General features: G+C 43.3%; 15 protein-coding genes and 1 pseudogene. 5 read left to right on the forward strand and 11 right to left on the reverse strand.

What is annotated here, in order from left to right; all coding sequences use genetic code 11:
* Together RIM23_RS30170 and RIM23_RS30175 are read right to left on the reverse strand one after the other, a co-directional pair.
* Window positions 1–79 (reverse strand): annotated as a pseudogene (locus RIM23_RS30170) (IS607 family transposase); the annotation flags it as partial.
* Window positions 80–237: 158 nt separating this feature from the next.
* Window positions 238–690: a hypothetical protein gene (locus tag RIM23_RS30175; protein WP_446372113.1), complete on the reverse strand. Its 453-nt coding sequence runs from the start codon at window positions 688–690 to the stop codon at window positions 238–240.
* 396 nt (window positions 691–1,086) lie between these two features.
* Here RIM23_RS30175 and cobS point away from each other — a divergent pair, with 396 nt between their 5' ends.
* Entirely contained in the window at window positions 1,087–1,878 is a 792-nt protein-coding gene (gene cobS / locus RIM23_RS30180; protein ID WP_446372115.1) for an adenosylcobinamide-GDP ribazoletransferase, read from the forward strand.
* A 27-nt stretch (window positions 1,879–1,905) separates the two neighbouring features.
* On the opposite strand, the gene RIM23_RS30185 is transcribed toward cobS, so the two are convergent.
* Both RIM23_RS30185 and RIM23_RS30190 read right to left on the reverse strand, forming a co-directional pair.
* Window positions 1,906–2,700, reverse strand: a complete 795-nt coding sequence (locus RIM23_RS30185; RefSeq protein WP_446372117.1) for a DUF3153 domain-containing protein — start codon at window positions 2,698–2,700, stop codon at window positions 1,906–1,908.
* A 324-nt stretch (window positions 2,701–3,024) separates the two neighbouring features.
* Window positions 3,025–3,858, reverse strand: coding sequence for a WecB/TagA/CpsF family glycosyltransferase (locus RIM23_RS30190; RefSeq protein ID WP_446372119.1), 834 nt, complete (start codon window positions 3,856–3,858; stop codon window positions 3,025–3,027).
* A gap of 728 nt (window positions 3,859–4,586) precedes the next feature.
* Between RIM23_RS30190 and RIM23_RS30195 the strand changes: the two genes are divergently transcribed.
* Both RIM23_RS30195 and RIM23_RS30200 read left to right on the forward strand, forming a co-directional pair.
* The gene (locus tag RIM23_RS30195) at window positions 4,587–7,391 is read left to right on the forward strand and encodes a DUF4114 domain-containing protein (RefSeq protein WP_446372121.1); all 2,805 of its coding nucleotides are present in this window, start codon (window positions 4,587–4,589) and stop codon (window positions 7,389–7,391) included.
* A gap of 404 nt (window positions 7,392–7,795) precedes the next feature.
* Window positions 7,796–8,854 carry an exostosin domain-containing protein gene (locus RIM23_RS30200; protein WP_446372123.1) on the forward strand — a complete coding sequence of 353 codons (1,059 nt, stop codon included), beginning with the start codon at window positions 7,796–7,798 and terminating at the stop codon, window positions 8,852–8,854.
* Here RIM23_RS30200 and RIM23_RS30205 read toward each other — a convergent pair whose 3' ends face one another.
* The 4 genes from RIM23_RS30205 to RIM23_RS30220 all read right to left on the reverse strand — a co-directional run bounded on the left by RIM23_RS30205 (window position 8,855) and on the right by RIM23_RS30220 (window position 12,794).
* A complete protein-coding gene (locus RIM23_RS30205; protein ID WP_446372125.1) occupies window positions 8,855–10,033 on the reverse strand; it encodes a glycosyltransferase family 4 protein in 1,179 nt (392 codons plus the stop codon). It abuts the gene before it with no gap.
* 20 nt (window positions 10,034–10,053) lie between these two features.
* Window positions 10,054–10,953: a glycosyltransferase family 2 protein gene (locus RIM23_RS30210; protein WP_446372127.1), complete on the reverse strand. Its 900-nt coding sequence runs from the start codon at window positions 10,951–10,953 to the stop codon at window positions 10,054–10,056.
* 64 nt (window positions 10,954–11,017) lie between these two features.
* On the reverse strand, window positions 11,018–11,800 hold the full coding sequence (locus tag RIM23_RS30215; RefSeq protein ID WP_446372129.1) for an FkbM family methyltransferase: 783 nt from the start codon (window positions 11,798–11,800) through the stop codon (window positions 11,018–11,020).
* Window positions 11,801–11,963: 163 nt separating this feature from the next.
* Window positions 11,964–12,794, reverse strand: coding sequence for a glycosyltransferase family 2 protein (locus tag RIM23_RS30220; protein ID WP_446372131.1), 831 nt, complete (start codon window positions 12,792–12,794; stop codon window positions 11,964–11,966).
* 340 nt (window positions 12,795–13,134) lie between these two features.
* Between RIM23_RS30220 and RIM23_RS30225 the strand changes: the two genes are divergently transcribed.
* Window positions 13,135–13,866 (forward strand): CatB-related O-acetyltransferase, encoded by a 732-nt coding sequence (locus RIM23_RS30225; RefSeq protein WP_446372133.1) that lies wholly within the window; start codon window positions 13,135–13,137, stop codon window positions 13,864–13,866.
* 292 nt (window positions 13,867–14,158) lie between these two features.
* On the opposite strand, the gene RIM23_RS30230 is transcribed toward RIM23_RS30225, so the two are convergent.
* From RIM23_RS30230 to RIM23_RS30240, 3 genes are all read right to left on the reverse strand, one after another.
* Window positions 14,159–15,499: a flippase gene (locus RIM23_RS30230; protein WP_446372135.1), complete on the reverse strand. Its 1,341-nt coding sequence runs from the start codon at window positions 15,497–15,499 to the stop codon at window positions 14,159–14,161.
* Between the two features lie 67 nt (window positions 15,500–15,566).
* Window positions 15,567–16,976, reverse strand: a complete 1,410-nt coding sequence (locus RIM23_RS30235) for an O-antigen ligase family protein (RefSeq protein WP_446372136.1) — start codon at window positions 16,974–16,976, stop codon at window positions 15,567–15,569.
* Window positions 16,977–17,131: 155 nt separating this feature from the next.
* The gene (locus RIM23_RS30240) at window positions 17,132–18,184 is read right to left on the reverse strand and encodes a sulfotransferase domain-containing protein (protein ID WP_446372138.1); all 1,053 of its coding nucleotides are present in this window, start codon (window positions 18,182–18,184) and stop codon (window positions 17,132–17,134) included.
* 188 nt (window positions 18,185–18,372) lie between these two features.
* Between RIM23_RS30240 and RIM23_RS30245 the strand changes: the two genes are divergently transcribed.
* A complete protein-coding gene (locus RIM23_RS30245) occupies window positions 18,373–19,836 on the forward strand; it encodes a polysaccharide biosynthesis/export family protein (protein ID WP_446372140.1) in 1,464 nt (487 codons plus the stop codon).
* Window positions 19,837–19,865: the final 29 nt, after the last annotated feature.

Genomic DNA, 19,865 nt, shown 5'->3' on the forward strand with positions numbered 1-19,865 from the left:
TCAAGTTTCCTTGTTTCCACCACCTCCAGGCAGTTCGATAACTGATTCCTGCTTTTTTGGCATAGTCTGAGAGTTTCATGTCTATATATTACCCAACATGACTACATCTGACTATATTCTTATTGAAACTTTACAATACCCAGCTGTTAACAACAGAGGAAAAAGCAGAAACCCTGCCATAAACAACTGTAGCCTGGGAGCCTTGTTGTACTCGCTCTGTTCGGACAGCCAAACCGATTAGAAAGGACATTCGCCCTCATCATCAATTTGTACGTCCCACCGGGCATTGAGGACTTGGGTAACCATGGCTTCTAAGGCTTCGGCGTTGAGGGTTTCGACGGATTGCTCCTGTAACGGGTTGGATAGAGGAATCAGCCTCAGCCGACGGTTCTCCTGGATTAAATCAAAATAAGCCTGCTTTTCCGGCGTCTGATGCAGTTGCAAGTAATCAAAACTCTGGACATTGATGTAGATAGCTTGATTGGCAATTAGGGTAGAACGGCGGGAATCAGCAAATACTTCCAGCACATATCCTTCCCCTTCACTTTGCAGGTTACTATCAATTGTGTGACTATAGCGGACGCGACCCAAATCAGTGAGTAGGCGTCCCATGTCTTGTTTATTGATAATAATGCCCGTATCAATAATACAAGGGGCAGGAAGTCGGCGTGGAGGTTGATGATAACTCATGGGTAAAGCCTATGATGCATAAGGGGCTAATATTGCCTTGCCAGGAGGATTGGCATTGTGATTAGACCCGACTGCAAAACCCAATGCTTCTTTTCTTAACAACTGCCCAGCTAAAGGTTCAGTCGGAAGCTGTAGTTATCAAGAATCAGAAATTCATCCACAGGCTCGTGCCGGTGGATTGTGTTCTGAAATACTTGAGTGTTACGGGTATTACAGTAGGGTTACTAGACCATACTATCCCAATATTCGCCAGCTATTCATCGGACAATATACGTAAATTTCTGTGTAGTAAACGATGAACCCAAATCCTGACCCGCTCAATAGCTTTCTAACGCCTGTATCCCCGTGCTTCCGGGCTTCCCTGCACCGGTGTCCCCCCGGAATAAATTATTCTCTATGAAGTGGTTTAACGTTCAATCAATGTGGCAGATGGGACAAAAGTCCTGGCAGTCTTGGCTGGGTGCGATCACCTTTTATACCTGTATCCCCATTCCCCTGAGTTGGGGGTTGGACTTTGAGCGCATTGCCCGTTGGGCACCTGGGGTGGGACTATTTATTGGTGTTATCTTAGCGGTGCTAGACGCCGTATTGCAATACTGGGGGATGCCTAACTTGACCCGGAGTGGGGTTATCGTGGTGAGTTGGGTAGCACTAACGGGAGGATTGCATCTCGATGGCGTCATGGATACGGCAGATGGCTTAGGGGTACAAGATCCTAAGCGACGGCTGGAGGTTATGGCAGATAGCGTTACTGGGGCCTTTGGAGCGATGGCTGCGATCGCGCTACTATTACTAAAAACGGCGGCGCTTACTGATATTGAAACCTATCGCTGGTTGGCATTAATCAGTGTAGCTGGATGGGGGCGCTGGGGACAAGTGGTGGCGATTTCGATTTATCCTTACCTCAAACCCACCGGGAAAGGCGCGTTTCATCAACAAGGGATTCAGGTGCCAATTGATAGTCTGTGGGGGGGATTTTTACTCCTGGGGGTGTGTGGATTGCCCCTAATCTGGAGCGGAGGTAGTCTTAAGCTAGGGGTAATTCTAGCGGGAGGAGGTTGTGCGATCGCGCTTTTGACCGGGTTCTGGTTTTACCGTCAGTTGGGAGGACATACCGGGGATACCTATGGGGCGGTGGTGGAATGGACGGAATCCCTATTGCTCTGTTTACTGACAATAGTTCTATGAGCCTTGGGTAGCTGAGGCACTGGTATCTCAAGCCGTTGCCGTCCCCGGAAATGACCTATATTTAATCAAAAAACCAGCCAATACCAACAGCACAATCGCAATTGTGCCGATTCCCAGAGGGCTAGGAACCCAATACACCACACCTAGGCGGTTAAGTTGACCGGGAATCAGAGTCCACACAAGCTGACGCCCATCCTCATAAATCTTAGGCGTGATCGTATTATCACCTAGCTCAATAATGTTTGCCCCCCAAGGAGTCTGCAAACTAAACTGCAAATCCAATAGCGAACCCGGACTAACCATAATACTACCATTTGCCGAAAGCACCGCTAGCGATCGCAAGTCCAGTTCATAGTTCAACTGATTCCGTTGCACCACAAAAAAGCTACGTTGCTTTATTCTTAACGTCGAGTCCAGACTGGGTAAATCAACGCTTCCCCTATCCTTCGCACTCCCATGAGTTGGGTTCACTGGGTTAAAAAACTGATTAAACTTGGTGGTCAATTCCTCTCCATTACTAAATGGAATTGTCACCACAAGCGAATGCTTAGAATGGCGCGTCGTTTTTCCTTGGAGTTCCTTGGCACGTCGCTCAATACTTTTAAGCCATTCAGTCGCTTGAGCATTACTAAAACTTCTCAGTTGTTCCCCCAAGCGGATTTGCTGCACAATCGTGCCGTGGTTTTCATCCCTGACGTTAACTAAAACATCATAGTTGACACAGCCAGACAGGAGTAATGAAACCAACAGGACAACCCCAATCACCCGTAGGCGACTGAGAAGACGAAGGGCGGACAATCCATTTATCAATGCTGGTTTCACCAACTTTACTCCTTTATCTGTGACCGTCTTTTCCTTATATTACTTATTACTTATTGCTTTTTCTGCCGCTCAAGTATGTGGGAGCCGCAAACCTTACGCCCCTACATTTTTGCTCTAGCGTTGAATCACTTAATTATTGATAATCTCCTACTTTATGAAGTCGTTTTACTCTACTATCTGATCAGGCGTTGACGCACGCATTATTACAATAAATTCTCAAACTCTCTGCCCTTGTCCTACCTAGAACTTAGTATGTTCTCAAGCTGCAGGCTCTCCGGTACTACCAATCTGATCCTCTTTCTTACTTTCTTTATTCTCATATACTCATATAATATGAGAAGTTTGGTAGTCAATTCGATTATGCTTTTTTTGTCGGGGCAAGACTTTGAAGAACTGCAAAGCCACCAGCACCAGATAAAGCGGATTAATCAATAAATAGCGCTTCCAGAGACGAACGGGTTCTTGCAGAAATCGATAGAGCCATTCTAAGCCGAACTGTTGCATTAAGATTGGGGCTTCGTCAACTTGACCGGCATGCATATCAAAAGCAGCACCGACACAGAGTACTGGGCAATCCAAGCGATGGCGATGGATAAACGCCCACTCTTCCTGCTTTGGACACCCTAAGCCGACAAAAACCACACCCGCTCCCGATTTGCGAATAGTTTGGACGTACTCAGCATCTTCCTCTGGAGTTAAAGCTCGAAACGGTGGAGAGATTGCTCCAGCGATTTTCAAGTTGGGGAATTTTTGAGTCAGCTTGACTTGTAATTGTTCTAACGTCGGATCGGTGGAGCCATAGAGAAAAATACTCACGCCTTCAGCCGCCGCTCGTTCGCACACCCTTAACATAAGTTCAGGTCCCCGGACGCGATCGCGCAGATATTTTTCTCCGGATTTGCGAAACAGATTCATTGCCCAGCGTACAGGCTGACCATCGGGGGTAACTATGGAAAAATGATTGAGACGATAGCCATGACCTTGAGGGTCAAGATAACCGCGCATCATGCTATGCACATCTGTCGCCGCTACTGTACAGGATAGATGCCATTTAGCGTTTTGAATAATCAGGTCGGTACATTCATCATAGCTTGTCCGATGAACGCCAATCCCGATGATACTGGTTTGACTGGGGGATGGTAACGTTTGAGTATTCATTCCTCTTTCCTCTTCTATTTCCTCATATCTACCCACGGGGGGATGCGCCTTTTTATCGCCCAAATTCCCAAAACCTTTTTTCTGTAGACCTAGAGTGAGCAAGACCCACGGTAAACGGCTTTTGAGTTTATCCTTATGGTCTGGCTAAGTCTTTTGAGTTCGGTGTTAACCTAATTTTGGGTTGGAAAATAAAATCCTTTATGGAAAGCAATTTACTGATAAAGGCTCAGTTATGTCAATAGTTGTACATACATCTAAACTTAAATCCACCAATTGCCAAAGATTACTTCAAGAATATTTACAAACTTTTGTAAAGCTCTCAGTTTCCCTTGTGTAAGTAAAGAGAGTTGGTCAAATTACCATAAAGTTTTCGTGAAGATAGGGAAAGCATTTTATAAAGATTCTATGAAGAATTGATTTTTGGGTAGACAGTTGCTGATTAAACCAAGTATTTTTACTACAGACAGAGAAAATATAGTTACAGGGTTCAGTTTAAGGAGAAAAATTTGAAAAGTCCCTCGACTTGAAACATGATCTAAGCCAACTCGGTGACGCTGTTTAATTCACATCATTGTGCATGGGTGATGAGAAGTAATCCAAGATTCATGATGAATTAATACAGTGACACCCTGTGTAGAATCCCCTGACCTAGACTTCACGTTAAGTTTCAGGTTCTAGGCAAGGGAGAGATTCAATCTGGCAAAAAACGGGTGCATGCTATAGAAATTATGACTACCATTACAGTAACAAGCGCTGCTGAAAGTGGAGCGGGTTCTCTGAGAGCTGCGATCGCGCAAGCCAAGACAGGGGATACGATTCAATTTGCATCAAGTTTAGCGAATAAGACCATTACCCTCACCAGTGGTCAACTAGAGATTAAGAAAGACTTGACAATTGATGGAAGTAAGGCTCCAGGGATAACGATTAGTGGGAATAATACATCCCGTGTTTTTTTTGTTCAAGGAGATCCAGCCTGGGAACCGATAGAGGTTACCCTAAAGCATCTGACTATCGCCGATGGGAAGACGACGGAAAAGGGTGAAGACGGAGCCGGAGCCGGCGTTTGGACATTTAGCTCCACTAAGTTAACCATAGAAAATACCAACTTTAAGAACAACCATGCCAATGGTGAAGGTGGGGGAGCCATTTATGCGGGGTGGCGCAGTACCAATATTGTAATCAATAGCACATTTGAGGGGAACAGCACATCCGGGAATAGTCTGACAGGTAAGAGTGAACGAGGGGGTGGTGCGATCGCGGTTAAAAGCGAAAGTTCGCTCACCGTCACAAATAGTCAGTTTACCAACAATACTGGAATTAATGGTGGCGCGATTAACACCCTCTTGGGAGGGTTAATTGTGGAAAATTCCACCTTTACCCAGAATGACTCCACTCCCGGCGGTGCCTTTGGTCCCCATACCATGGGTTATGGGGGTGCCATTTATACCGATGGCGCTTCCGCCACTACTGATCGGAGTACCTCTGGCACAATTGAGATTCGCAATAGTCGATTTGAGGGCAATAAAGGCGCCGGACAAGGGGGAGGACTGCTTTTATTTGGGTATCCTGGTGACCAAGTGATTATCGAAAATAGCACAATTATTGATAATCAAGTGATTGCATCGGTCAACGGTGATGCGCTTGGAGGGGGATTGCGACATGGGAATAGCGAGTTAATTATCCGAAACACCACCTTTGCCAACAATCGAGCGTTAGTTCAAGGCGGTGGTTTGTGGATCGGTGAAGAATCCCCTGTTACGATTGAAAACAGCATTTTTTACGGGAATAGAGCCGAGTCAACCGATGGCAAGAACGGTTTAGGGGGAGCGATGTTGTTAGCGAATGGCTCCAACCTGACAACCATTACCCGTACCACAATTGCGAATAATTATGCTGGGTTTCAAGGCGCCGGATTCTGGGGCGGTGGGTTAAATGTTACGCTCCAAAATAGCCTACTTGCTGATAACGTCGCCCATAATGGCGGTAATGATTGGGATATTTTCCATCACACCGGTACGGTATTTAGGGATGGGGGCGGTAACTTTCAGTCCAATTATCCCAATTCAGAGGATACGAAAGTAACGGCTAGAGTGAGGGTGGTTGATCCCCAACTGAGTCCGTTTACCGATAATGGGGGGGCGGTGCAAATCTCCCCCAAACCGGGGAATCCATTAGTGACAGGGGGGGCTGTGGGAAGTCGTGTTCCAGATACTCCTCCCACGGCGCCGAGTGACTTGAGTCTGACTGGGGTTTCTGCTACAGAAATTGAATTGACCTGGGCGGATAATAGTAATGATGAAACAGGATTTAAGATTGAGCGATCGCGCGACCAAGAAAATTGGACGGTAGTAGCTACCACAGCGGCTGATGTTACCCGTTACCGGGATACCGACTTAACGGCGAACACATCATATTACTATCGCTTGCGGGCAATTAACGACAGTGGAGACTCGTCAGCTACATTCGCCCAAGGAACCACCGATAGAATAATCAACCCTGTACCCAAACCTGTACCCATCCCTCCACCTATCCAAGAACCAGCCTTGAGTCGCACATCCGAGAATGTTTTCCTCGTCGCCGGAGACTCAGATGCGGTTCAACTTCAATTTGATTTAACCGGACGCGACACCAATTGGGTTAATGAAATTGGCATTTTTTTGGTGGATGATGAGTCGGGTTATATTAATGGTATCGCTCCTGGGGAATCTGGGTATCTGGAAGCTGCCCTCAACCAATCTCAAGTTATTTTCTCCGTGCTTCCGGGGAATCAGTTTCCAGATTTGAGCTTTACCCGTCAATTGAGGATAGATGGGGATCAGGACCTTGGATTTTACCTGATTAAAGATAGTACCACGGATACAGTGCGGGCTGAGTTAGCGGCTGGAGGTACTCCGGATAATGTATTTTTTGGCTTAACTTCTGCCAATGGGGAGCAGTTTGATCCTGTACAGGTATCGGAACTGGGTGATAATCGGTATAACCTGGCGTGGGACGATGGGAACGATGGGGACTTTGATGACCTCATATTCACGGTTCAACTGGCGGAGAGTCAGCCAGGATTTGGCACCCAGTTACAAGGCGGACAAGAAGGGGAAATTATTGACTTACGGGATCAGGTAACGGGTATGGTTCCGGCTGTGTTTGGGGTGAATAGTGACGCGGACTATGATAATAGCTTTGGATTTTATATCATTGATGACCCGGATGGTCGGATTGGGGGTTTGCTTCCCGGTGATCCCGGTTATGCGGAGGCGGCGGTTCGTCAGCGATTGGACACAAACGCAGGACTCCCGGCTGGGACGTTAGTTGCTCCGTTTATTATCGCCGATGGTACAGTAGAGGAGTTTCTGGCAGAGAATCCGATCAATCAGAGTGATCAAGACGTAATGGCTTACTTTGCCTTTATCGGGGCTAACCCGGATGGGGTAGACCACGTCCGCCTGTTGGGGGATAATACCTTTGGGTTTGAGGATGAATGGAATGGAGGCGATCGCGATTATAATGATTTGGTGGTTCAGGTAAATTTTATTTAATGGAATTCCCCCTAAATCATTATTCGATGTAAGGTGTAGGGGGGAGGGTTCTCCCGTACTTAGTGTGGAAAACCGCTGTTTTGCTGATAGTTGTCTGAAAATATTGAGCAGAAAGACTTGTCCCATCAGCTTTTAACCAATAATAACATCTGCTTATCACTCCAAGTACGGGAGAGCCGAATAAGAAGCTGTCTCAATACTTTATATCCGAGTTTGAGGAATTAAATCAGCTATACTATAAAATTTATAATCAAGCCAAAACTCTTTATAGATACTCGGTATGTGAAAACTATATATAGCGATCCTAAATTTCCACAACTCATTTAGGATTGCTATAGTATCCGCCGTTAAGTTCTAGAGTAATAGTACGACAATATAGTGTTCCCTCTTTTTCTGAATATCTTATGCAGCGAAAGCTTAAACTGACGACTCTTGGCGTTGAACTTGCACAGGAGACAAGATTTCCCGATGGATGTCCCCTTCTCAAAGCATGGCTAGCTCGCTATTCCCCCCAATTTAACCAGGTAGTACAAGAGAGGTTTGAAATCGTTGAGGATAAAAACGCCGATGGGTTTTTATTGCCATCCAATGTTTCGTTCTATTCTCCTAAGCGACTCGAAGAAATTGGCGAGATGGTGGCTGATTTTGGGTTGCCTTCAATTGGTTTTGATATCAGCCATGAACGGCGAAAACCTGTATGGCTTGACTATATTATCCGCTTTTCTTGGTATCGTTCGCTTCATGAACCAGGGGCGATTATTAGTCCAGCATTCCTCGGTGGGGATGGGTTTGATTTAATGGCGGAATTGGGTATTGTTAACTGGGAACCTAAGCCAAAAGATATATCGCCAACGGTGAGTTTTTGTGGTAGGGAAGGGGGGAGACTGGGACTGGCAATCTGGAGGATGATGCCCAAAAGACTCACCCGTCGTATGGCAGCTAATTTTTTCTGTGGTACGACTCCTGGTATTCGCATGACCTGTTGCTACCCACTGCGAGTCGATGCGATGCAGGTTTTGGAAGGAGATTCTCGGATTAAGACGGATTTGATTGGGCGGGGAAAAGCGGGACTACAACCCAGCGTACAGGGGGATAGGCGTCGCCAATTCTTAGACAATTTGCAGCGTAATGCCTATGCCCTTTGTGTTCGGGGGGCTGATAATTACAGTTGGCGATTCTATGAAGCCCTTTCTCTGGGTAAGATTCCGATACTGATAGATACAGATTGTATGTTGCCCTTGGAGGAGGAGATATCCTGGGATCAGTTGATTGTCCGGGTTCCGTCTACCCACTTGCAGGAATTGCCGGATCGGTTGTGGGAATGGCATTCTCGGCTTTCTCCGTCAGAGTTTTGTGACTTGCAGCGACGGTTACGCTCCCTGTTTGAACGATTGACTCCAGCGCGGTTTTATCCAGAGGTATTGGGGAAAATCTTACAGGGGGATGTAGGAACCAGTCCCTGATCATAAGGCGGTGTCAGAATTATTACTCTGACTATTAGTCATCACATAAGAGATCACTTCGGCAAAAGACTGAGCCGCCGTTTTAGGATTTGTTTGAGCGATGAGTTGCTGGGAGCGCTGACCCATTGAGGTGATCGAGTCAGGATGGTCAAGAAAGCGGCGCATGAGAACGGCTAACTCTTGAGGAGAATAGGGATCAAAAATATAACCATTTTCTCCTTCAACCACCATTTCTGCAGCACCTGCCCATTTAGAGCAGAGGACGGGTTTGCCAAAAACCATTGCTTCTAGTGGCACCATGCCCCAAATATCCTCGAACGTGGGAAAGACAAACACATCGGTTTGCTGAAAATACCCGCCTAAACATCCATATTCTACCCAACCTACCCAGGTAACAATATCTTCTAATCGGTTGTCCTTAACGAACGCTTCCAGTTCTTCACGTTGATCTCCTGTGCCAATAATCAGCAATGAATAATCATGGTATCCCTCGGTTCGTAAAATGGAGCAGGCTTCTAAGAGCGACTTAATGCCTTTTCTGGGAGTAATTCGTCCCACATAAAGGAATATGGGGCGTTGAAGTTTTAAGTCAGAGATCTGAGTTTGTACTAGACGTTGTCGCAGAGTTGTCGCATCTGGCACCAAATAGGTTCTGGTAAAAACCCTATCTTCTTTGGCTCCCAGAGCTTGCATCAGATAAGCTTTTGCGCCGTGGCTGTTAGCGACAAAGGCGTCAGCAAACCGGGCGATTAGGCGTCTGATCAAGGAACGAATTTTGGAATCTTGAAAGTCTGAATTGGGGGAACTGCCATCGTAGATAATGATAAACCGCCACTTCACCCAAGGTTTCAAAAGCAGTGCCAAGAGCGTCCACAAGGAAAACGCTTGAGCAAAAACAATATCTGGCTTAAACCCGAGTAAATGACCGACTATGCCAGGAGATAAATACATAAAACGACGGTTATAGCCGGTGGTTGTCTTCGTCGTTTCGATAGACCGCATCTGACCGACAACTTGGATGATATTGGCACCGGGCGCTTGTGGATCAAATCCGGGCCACACCAGTCCCGTGTAAAAGATTGTATTTTTAAATTTCTTGGTGAATTCCGCTAAAACAGGTTGCCAGTACGCCCCTAGTTCTACGGAAGGAACTAGCCAAGCAATGCGAAGGTTATCCATTAATGTACCCGGATTTCGTTTCAGGTTTTATTTCCCTCGAACCTACCAAATACTGCACTCCAAAGCAATCGCCTGTAAGGTAACAGGCAATAAAAGAACCAGAATACGCCACTATGTCGCTGAGCAAAGTGTCTCCACTCCTGGAAGGAGTAAAGGACTTCTTCTTGGATAGATAACCCTTTGGGTCGATCCATTTTCTTTAAGAGGTTTGGTAGCTGTTCTGACGCTTCAATTTGGCTGTCCTGGCGTCGATTCAGGGGACAAGTTCCGACATAACCGGGAGCTATCCAAACTGTACATCCTTGTTGCTGGGCACGTAAACCGTAGTCGAAGTCTCCTAGATAATGGGTAAAGGCTGGATCGAGATTCCCTACGATTTGAGCGACTTCTCGGGGAATCAGAACACAGTTACCATTGATCGTGTCGCACTGTTTTGCCTGGGCTTCAGGTTCTATCAAGTAAAATTTCAGGGGACGCCACTGACTTGCCTGAACCATACCACCATAGACGAGGGTATTCATCTGAGAATCGCGGATAGAGCCTGTGACAATTGCTCGTTGGTATCCTTGTTGGGTAAGGTGGTCAGAGGTGGTCAGCAATATGTTTAGCGCCTCTGGGTCAAGTAGGGTATCATCGTTGAGCCAGAGGTAGTGATCGTAGTCGTGTTTGAGTGCTTCACCAAAGGCTTTGTGCATTCCCCGATTCCAATAGAGGTTCCCATCACCGGGGAGAATCTTGACTTGATGATAGGTTTGTTGTACCGCCTCTGCTGTACCATCTGTACTGCCATCATCAACTAGATAGACATCCACTGTGACTTCAGGGGGAAGTACCTGGTTGAACAACGCCGCCAGACATGCTAGGGTATTAGTCTTGCGGTTATAGCAGGTCATGAGGACGGCTGTGCGATCGCAACTCATGGGTTAACCTGATTGTGAATTGTTTCTATCATTATTTTGCCGTAAATCTCTAAGGGAATTTCCTTTATTTAGGAATCGCGAATAAATGAACTCGCTTGTTGATTTCCGCTTGAGGATCAAACTCTACCGGTGCTTCAAGTTCATCCCATTGAATCCAACAGTGATAACGACTAATATCAATCAAGTCCAGAATTTCTGGCACTGAAGTATTTTGTCGCGATAAAACTTCTGTATGAAGTTCAATTTCCAGCTTAGGAGTGCTTTCTAAAATGTTTTTTGCACCCTTGAGGACTTCAGATTCGTAACCCTCAACATCAATTTTGAGTAAGGTTGGTTTGATGTTTTTCTGTTTAGCGTAACTATCAAGTGATATCATTTCAACATCTTCTACTCCATAAATCAAGTTTTTGATCATGCCCCAAGAGATGATATTTTTAGGGGTCACAGATGCATTTGATTTTCGGAACATCCTTACTTTTCCCTCATCTGCCCCTGTAGCTTTTTGTTCAATAGTCACATTGCTGATAGAATTTAGTTCCATATTCTGTTTAGCAATCCGGGCATTATGATGGTTGATCTCAAAGCCAATCACTTTACCTGTCTCACCTACCCATTTAGATAAAAGCAGGGTTGTCCAGCCATGATGAGTCCCACATTCAAAAATTACATCTCCTGGTTCAATGAGCTTTTCTTTCAAAAATCCCATTTCTTGATTTAAATCACTATCAGATGATGAGGTTGAAGGAATATACCATTCTTGACCATCTAAATCACCAATCACAAAATTAAATGAGAGTCCATCACAATTTTTGTTAATTTGATAAGGCTTGAAATGTTTGATATTCAAAAACTTTTGTAATCGTCTTGAGTAACTATGAAATATTTTCGTAAACATACTCATTTTTTGCTTTTCAGTAATCGTTAGTTTTTATCTCGGTTAGCAATCGTTAGCTAGCTGCCACATTTTTCATAATTTAATCCCTGATCATGTTTCATGACTTGGATGATTTTTACGGATAACCCAAGCGCAGTCTTTTAAGTTTGCTCCGAACACCCAGTGCAGAACGTGCTACTCTGACAATAAGTTTGACCATGGCTAGCCAAAAGTCTAGTTCACCAATATGTTCTTTAAGTAATTCTTGATTTGACATGAGTATCTGATATTGGGCTTGAATATGCCTGAGTCGTGAATTTGTAGTTGACAGTCCCGAATCGGTCTTACGGTAATTGACTCCAAGAATACCAGAATGTTTCCATTGATTAGGATAGGCTGCTAAGCGAATTTGCAAGTCCCAATCTTCGTACAGATTACTACCATGTTGCATTCCACCAGCCTCTATGTAAAGTTTTTTAGGAATAAGCATATCTCGAATAAGTGAACCCGACCAATGGGCTAAACATCGCAATCTTTCCTTGGTATTAAGGTGAGCAAAATCGGAATTATCCCAATACACAATAGGTTCATCTTCGCTACGGACTAACTGAACATCTGAAAAAGCTATGGCTTCAGTGCTACCTTGTAGAGCTAAAAACTCCTTCTCTATTTTTTGCGGCAAATACCAGTCATCACCATCCAGGGTCGTAATTAACTCGCCTTTAGCCGCACGAATCGCTAAATCCCTATTTGCCGCAACTCCCAGATTTTTTTCTCGGAAAATCGGCTTAATTTGCGAATATTCATGAGCTAGCGATGTGATGAGTTCTCTTGAGCCATCTGTGGAGCCATCATCGGCTACAATAACTTCGGCAACTGCCATTGTTTGATTGACTACACTCATTATGGCTTGCTTCAAAAATTTTTCTTTATTGTAGTTGACAATAATACAGCTAATAGTGGTCATACTTGAGCTGCCCTAAACTGATATGATACTATATACTTATAGTTCTTTGGACTTGCTGTTTTAGTTATCATACCCCAAAAGTGGACTTTACTTACAAGGTATTTTTGTAAATATTTATGTATTCTGATTTGAGGTATGCCTAATCTTTACAAATGTGTAGCTCGTAGAAATACCAGGACACAGATACAGTTGAAAAACACAGATACAGCGCTTTCCTCTGCTATGAGGTACAACATCAATCTAGCAGTTTGAGGGATAGCGGGCTAATACTGTACTCCATAAGAGCGCGAAGCGCTGTAATTTCGGAAAACAATAAACTCAATCAAGTAATTTAATCAAAATGATTCTACGAAAAGATACATGGCAAACTCTACTTAAAAATCCTCTAACAATTTATATGCGCTTCTTGATAAATTGGATAAGAAATCGGTTTAAATTTCCAGAACTTAAACAAGGATATTTATCCATCATTTTAGATTCATATCTAGAACCGAATGTTTGTATAGATAGTAACGTATTAGTTATTGAATCTTCTATTGGCTCCTTTTCATACGTCTGTGGAAAAACCTTGATTACAAAGACTTCTATGGGAAAATTCTGCAGTATTGGTCCAAACTGTATGTTTGGTTGGGGGATACATCCTGCTAGAGATTTCGTTTCTACCCATCCTATTTTTTATTCAACGAAGAAACAAGCTGGTATCACCTTTGCTGATCAAGATTACATAGAAGAAAGGAAACCGATTACAGTTGGCAATGATGTTTGGATTGGCGCAAATGTCATTGTTTTAGATGGTGTAACCATAGGTAATGGAGCCATTATTGCTACTGGAGCCGTTGTGACTAAAGATGTTCCCCCTTATGCTATCTATGGGGGTGTTCCGGCTAAGCTTATCCGTTATCGATTTGAGCAAGAAGTGATTGATCGTTTGATGGATTTTCAGTGGTGGGATAAAGAGCAAGAATGGCTGAAAAACAATTTTCGGCTTTTTCACAATATTAATGAATTAATTAACTATTTGGATAAATCTCAGATTCCCAATACATCTGATAATTGTCCTCACATCACGTAATTAAACTCAGATTGTGTACCCTTCAAGACTAGATTACATAATTAATTTCGTATCGCTGTAATTATACGCTAAATTAGCGCAATACTCTTGAAAATGCAGCAAATCATTGTCTTTATTAGACATTTCCAGAAATTAGATATTGACTCAAGCAGGATAAGGGTTTCAGGTTCATTTTTGGAGATGTCTATTGTGTCAATGCTGTAATCCTGAGAATAGCAGCAGACAAATCCAAAGGACAGTAAAGTTTTGCTCGAGTAATTCCCTTCCGGGTAGAATGGGCAATCCCGTTTTTTTACAGTAAATTTTTTCTCAGTCTTGAAATAGCAGTGTATAAGTTAAATGACCGAATTATTAGGGTTCCAATAAATCTTAACTCTTCAATGAAAAAGTTTATTAAAATTATCACAATTAAATAGGTGATAATTGTCGCAACAGTTGCTCCCATTGCCCCATAACTTGGTATTAGTATATAGTTCAAAATTAAATTAACTATTGCACCAATGATGGTCAAAATAAGATTAAACTTTAATTTTCTTTCTATAGTTAAAATAGTACTTCTTGCAACGCCAAAACAACTATTGAATTGAGACCACACATAGACTGATAACAGAGTTCCAGATGCGGCAAAATCTGAGCCATAAATAATCTGAACAATATAATGAGATAAAAGTGAAACTGGAATGGCGCCCGCTAGCCATATCAACGTTGATAGGTCAAAATAAACCTGAATTTTATCAAGATAATCTTCCTGACTTTTTTCCTTGAGTGCCGTCAGTTTTGGCAAAATCGATGACGCTAACACCATAGGAAATAAATCTAGGAGTCGCGATATCTTAGTCGTCGCTGCATAAAATCCTAATTCTGATTTATCTGGTAACATTGAACCAAGCATTAACTGATCGATATCAGCATAAATATAGACACCTATTCCCGCCGCAATTAGCAACCACCCTTCCTTTAGCAATTCTTTCGCTCGTTTCCAGCTTGCTCGCCATGCTTGAATGTAATTGCCCTGGCTTTGATAAGCAATGACTAATCCAATTGAACCCAACACCATCTCCGCTAATCTCGCCCAAGCAAAGGCAATCAGAGGAGCTTGTAGCTGAATGAGTCCAATTCTAATCACCACCATAAACACATAGGCAAACCTCTTGGCAACAACTGTATATTTTGACTGAACTTGGGATTGGAACCAGAAATCAATCGTATTAAATGCATTAAACAGAGTGGCGGCGGCAATGATCCCAACTAGCCAGTGAGTTAACGTTTCACTAGGTTGTAGCCAATAAATTGTTCCTACAGCGGCTAATAAGGTAATTAATCCACCAGCTAGTTGAAGAATAAATGTTGTACCAAGGGTTTCATTTTTACTGGTAGGAGTTCGAGCCATATCACGTACAACAATATTTTGCAACGCTTGCAGGCTAGCGAATCTAAACATTCCCACAAAAGTCGTCGCGTAGGTGAGCAGACCAAACTGGCTTGGTCCTAGATAGCGAGTCACCCAGACTCCCACCACTAAACTCAATCCAAGTTCTAGAAATTTATCACAAACTAGCCACCCAATATTACTGAGAACTTGGCGTAAACCTGGACTAAGCTTTTGCGTGAATGAAGCGATTTTGTCGAGCATTAGAATGGCATTCCTGATTAAACTATAGTGATTGAAGATAGATTTGTGTGTACAACGATGACTCAGTTTAATCAGTATAGTGAGTCCTATCCTCAGTGGCGCTGATTTGAGGGGACGAAGAGGTTGACTCAAACGCTAAAGCGTTCTGGATAGGCGCATCATCACTGATATCCTGTGCTGCCACATCCATCGTTAACCTTGCTGTCATCAACACATAAAACGCCCAACAACTAGAGATCGCAACTAGACTGGTTTCTGTATAATTTGTGATTATTAACCAGGTAAAAATAACCAATGGTAATCCGGCTGTACTATCTTTTGTACGAATCAAATGTAGGACTCCATAATAAATATTTACTAACAATGACAGGCTAAATAAGGTCAATCCAATCCAGCCAAAATCTAATCCTAAATCTAAAAAACCATTGTGAGCATGCATGGCTTTAAAACCATTGGGAGTTCTGACGTTAAATGAAGGGTCATCCGGTCCTCGCCATTCCTGCCAAAACCCTCCATATCCATAGCCAAATAAAGGATGCTTGTTAATGGAATCGATTACATGTGCCCAAATGTATGTGCGACCTGATATGGTCATGTCTTTGTCTAGTTTCTCAACGATAATATACTCGGCGTTCTCTGAAATCAAAATTATTAAACATACGGCAATGGCTAGAAATACACCCATGCAAGCAAAAGCCGTTTTCGGTGGTAAACGCTTGATAAATCTGAGAAATCCTAACAGAGCTATTAAAATGACCACCAAAGCTCTGCCCATACCACTGCCAGCTTGCTGCACAAATGAAAAAGCTAAAGTTGCTAAAATAATCAAGATAAAATTGTACTTTTTCGGTGAATCGACTGAGAATAAGTACAGGATAATTGCGCTCACAGCCATGGTCGGTCCAGCATAATTTTTATGTCCCAAATGTTCTTTACCAAATACCAGAAAAAGAATAACGGCAATCCCATGATACCAAGTTAACAGGGTTAATAACTCTTTCCAGCTATATTGCTTGCCTATATAGATTAGTGCTAGGGTAACTCCTATATGAACGATACTTGCTTTTAACGTATACCCTGGAATGTTAGAGACAGAAAAAGACAAAAGCATAATCAGAATATAACCACAAAAAAATAAATTATTTTTAAAAAAACACGAAACTACATACACTCCATCTTCAAGATTATTCTTCAATCTTGGGGCTAATAAAACAAGACAAACACTATACGTCGCTAGGGTCAGGCTCAGAGTCGGCAACGTCGTATCCCTTAGAGACAATACCTGAGGATGAAACTTATTCATCAGTCCTACACTGACTCCCCCAATAATCATGATGAATACAGTGGCACAGGTTTGCTCAAAAAGCTTAGACCATCGACTATTTGAATTAAGTAATTGAAACGCGATAACAAAATAGACTGATCCAGTTGAAAATAGTAAAGTCAGAACCAAAGGATGTAAAATTAGCTCTTTCATTCTTTTACGTGATGGCGATACCGTCTTTGTTCCCCTATTAACAAGTCTTAACTTAGCGGAAGCCTGATAAATTGCTACCAGTAGCCTTGCACCTGAGCCCGAAGAACCAGCCTGACTGAGATGCTCTCACTCTGTTCAGACCGAAAAAACTATAATTATTCCCTTAAGCGATAATCTAACCCAAATCTTTTCATAATATCCATAATTGCATCTTGTTCTGATTGAGTAAGTTCAGACTTCCAAGAATATAGTCTATCCATGCTTTTGCGTTTATCATAGGTTTGAACTTGTTTTTCCACGGAAGTTGGAGATCTTCTACTCCAATTTTTTTCTAAAGCTAAGTTGTCAAATTCTATTTTCATTTCTGCTAAAACTCTTTTTAAATAAGCTGGACCTTCAAGAACCATTTCGTCATAGTTGACGATAGAAAATCTATGGTTATTCTGTTGATTTGGAAATGAATCTAGTATATATTTTTCTGTTAGAGCCCAGTAGCCAGCAAGACGCGATATCAGGTTCTGTTGGTCTAATTCTAAAATCTCCTTTTCCCATCTAGAGAAATAATTTTTACGACCATCATTAATCTGGAGTAATTGCTTGGAAAGTGAAAGTTGCTCAAAAATAGCTCTCCAATACTGTATTCGCATAATTGTATGAATAAGGGCACGAGGATCTCTATAGATATGAATAACCGAAACTGGCCAATCATTGTAAATAGCTTTTAGACAAAGGGAAGCCCTGACAAATTTTACAACAACCCTATCTCTAGAATAGTAGCTGATGGGTCGAATAGTCATTTGAGTATTTCGATGAGGCAATAGATCTAGCAAAGCTTTGTCTACGATGAATTTAAGATATGAGCCTTCGCCAAAATTCTGCTCTTGATAAGGTATCAATAGGTTGAGAAAAGTAAAATCATGTTGTGGCGGATTAATTTCTGGTATAGCCTTATAGAAATAACCCGCTCTTGGTGAAAAAGGTTCAAAAACGGCTTTAGCGTTTGTGGTTGCAGATAAAGTATCTTGTAACCAGGTTGTTCCACTTCTCCAAAAACCATTTATTACTATGCATTTAGATATATCAATTTTCTGGGATTCCCACCAATTGATCGGATAGAAGATTTTCGATTGCGCTTCTCTGACTATCAATTCTGTTTGGCTTTGAAGTTTGAATTTCAGTTTCTTGGGCTTTCTGGTAATCCAATGCATATTTTTTATGGTAACTCTAGTAATGAAGAAGAAAATAAACAAAGCAGTCACTAGAAGTGTCGAAACATAATCTACGCGACATCCCCTACTTGAGGCGGTACATAATTCTTAATTTTTTGAACCGAAGGTAAAAATTAATTATACAGATAAAATTGGAGAGTATCCAGTCTACAGCCAAGAGATAGCCTATGCGCTATGTACCTCAGCAACTGACCTGCCCACTCGGTGCAGCTATGTTCTTAGGAGTTTCCCTGACGCTCATCTGTCCTTGTTCTATCAGTTGGGCGCAACTGCCAACGTTTGATCAGCTACAGCCTCAACCCCCACCAGCCAGTTTGGCACAATCTCAAGCTGAGTATACCCTAGGTGGGGGCGATCGCATTCGCCTGGATATCTTGGAAGTCCCCCAGTATAGCGGAGAGTATCACATCCCGCCTGGTGGTTCACTCAACCTACCCTTGGTTGGTAGTGTACGACTCGAAGGACTCACCGAACAACAAGCTGCACAGGCAATTTCTGCTCGATATCAAAGCGTTATCAAACGCCCCCTAGTCACCGTCACCCTGCTTAGTCCTCGTCCATTTAACGTGTCGGTTTCTGGGGAAGTCAATCGTCCAGGCTCCTATACTCTATCCTTTACAGGTGGCGTCGGAGGTTCTCCAGGGGTACAATACCCAACTGTAACCCAAGCCATACAACAAGCGGGGGGAGTTACCCTCTCTGCTGATATTCGCCATGTCCAAGTTCGCCGACGCCAGCAATTTGGTTCAGGAGCCGTGACTACGGTTAATTTGTGGGAATTCGTGCAGACGGGGAATCCACGTCAAAACTTACTCTTACGTGATGGCGATACCGTGTTTGTGCCTATCTTAACGAATCTTAACTTAGCGGAAGCCCGACAAATTGCCACCAGTAGCCTTGCACCTGACCCCGAAGAACCCCTTACCGTTGCTGTGGTTGGTGAAGTGAATCGTCCTGGAACGTATACAATCGTCGGCGGAAATACGGGATCGACTCAACGGAACGTTGGCTTACCGACGATTACTCGGGCGATTCAGATTGCTGGTGGAATTAAACCCATGGCTGACATTCGTCAAATCTCGGTACGCCGCGTGACCAAAACGGGGGCAGATTATACGATTCCGGTCAATTTGTGGCAGCTCTTGCAAATGGGGGATTTTCAACAAGACACCGTGTTGCAGGAGGGAGATACAATTATCGTACCAACGGCTAGTGAGGTGAGTCCAGCCGAAGCCACTGAATTAGCAACCGCTAGTTTTTCCCCGGATACGATTCAAGTGAGTGTCGTCGGCGAAGTGACTCGACCTGGACTTGTAGAAGTACCCCCAAATACCCCCTTAAATCAAGCATTGCTAGCGGCTGGTGGATTTGATCAGAAGCGAGCGCGGAAAAGTTCGGTGGAATTGATTCGTCTCAACCCAGATGGCACTGTGTCTAAACGGACAATACCGATTGACTTTGCCCAAGGTATTAACGAGGAAAGTAATCCCATTGTGCGTAACAATGACATCATTGTGGTTAATCGCTCTGGCGTCGCCAGGATTGCTGATACACTTGAAACCCCCCTAACTGCTCTTGGTGGTGTTTTTAACGTGTTCAGACTGTTTGAGTTTTTTGGAATCTCTTTCTAGCTATACTTCACACGGTCAAAGTTTGTCAT

Origin of the sequence: Coleofasciculus sp. G3-WIS-01 (assembly GCF_040223135.1) — a bacterium.
Taxonomy (GTDB): domain Bacteria; phylum Cyanobacteriota; class Cyanobacteriia; order Cyanobacteriales; family Coleofasciculaceae; genus Coleofasciculus.

Excerpts from the sequence above, each read along its gene's own strand:
- RIM23_RS30240 (WP_446372138.1), bottom strand. The coding sequence starts at position 18,184 with ATGCATTGGATTACCAGAAAGCCCAAGAAACTGAAATTCAAACTTCAA.
- RIM23_RS30200 (WP_446372123.1), top strand. The coding sequence starts at position 7,796 with ATGCAGCGAAAGCTTAAACTGACGACTCTTGGCGTTGAACTTGCACAG.
- cobS (WP_446372115.1), top strand. The coding sequence starts at position 1,087 with ATGAAGTGGTTTAACGTTCAATCAATGTGGCAGATGGGACAAAAGTCC.
- RIM23_RS30195 (WP_446372121.1), top strand. The coding sequence starts at position 4,587 with ATGACTACCATTACAGTAACAAGCGCTGCTGAAAGTGGAGCGGGTTCT.
- RIM23_RS30205 (WP_446372125.1), bottom strand. The coding sequence starts at position 10,033 with ATGGATAACCTTCGCATTGCTTGGCTAGTTCCTTCCGTAGAACTAGGG.
- RIM23_RS30190 (WP_446372119.1), bottom strand. The coding sequence starts at position 3,858 with ATGAATACTCAAACGTTACCATCCCCCAGTCAAACCAGTATCATCGGG.
- RIM23_RS30210 (WP_446372127.1), bottom strand. The coding sequence starts at position 10,953 with ATGAGTTGCGATCGCACAGCCGTCCTCATGACCTGCTATAACCGCAAG.
- RIM23_RS30175 (WP_446372113.1), bottom strand. The coding sequence starts at position 690 with ATGAGTTATCATCAACCTCCACGCCGACTTCCTGCCCCTTGTATTATT.
- RIM23_RS30225 (WP_446372133.1), top strand. The coding sequence starts at position 13,135 with ATGATTCTACGAAAAGATACATGGCAAACTCTACTTAAAAATCCTCTA.
- RIM23_RS30230 (WP_446372135.1), bottom strand. The coding sequence starts at position 15,499 with ATGCTCGACAAAATCGCTTCATTCACGCAAAAGCTTAGTCCAGGTTTA.
- RIM23_RS30220 (WP_446372131.1), bottom strand. The coding sequence starts at position 12,794 with ATGACCACTATTAGCTGTATTATTGTCAACTACAATAAAGAAAAATTT.
- RIM23_RS30235 (WP_446372136.1), bottom strand. The coding sequence starts at position 16,976 with ATGAAAGAGCTAATTTTACATCCTTTGGTTCTGACTTTACTATTTTCA.
- RIM23_RS30245 (WP_446372140.1), top strand. The coding sequence starts at position 18,373 with ATGCGCTATGTACCTCAGCAACTGACCTGCCCACTCGGTGCAGCTATG.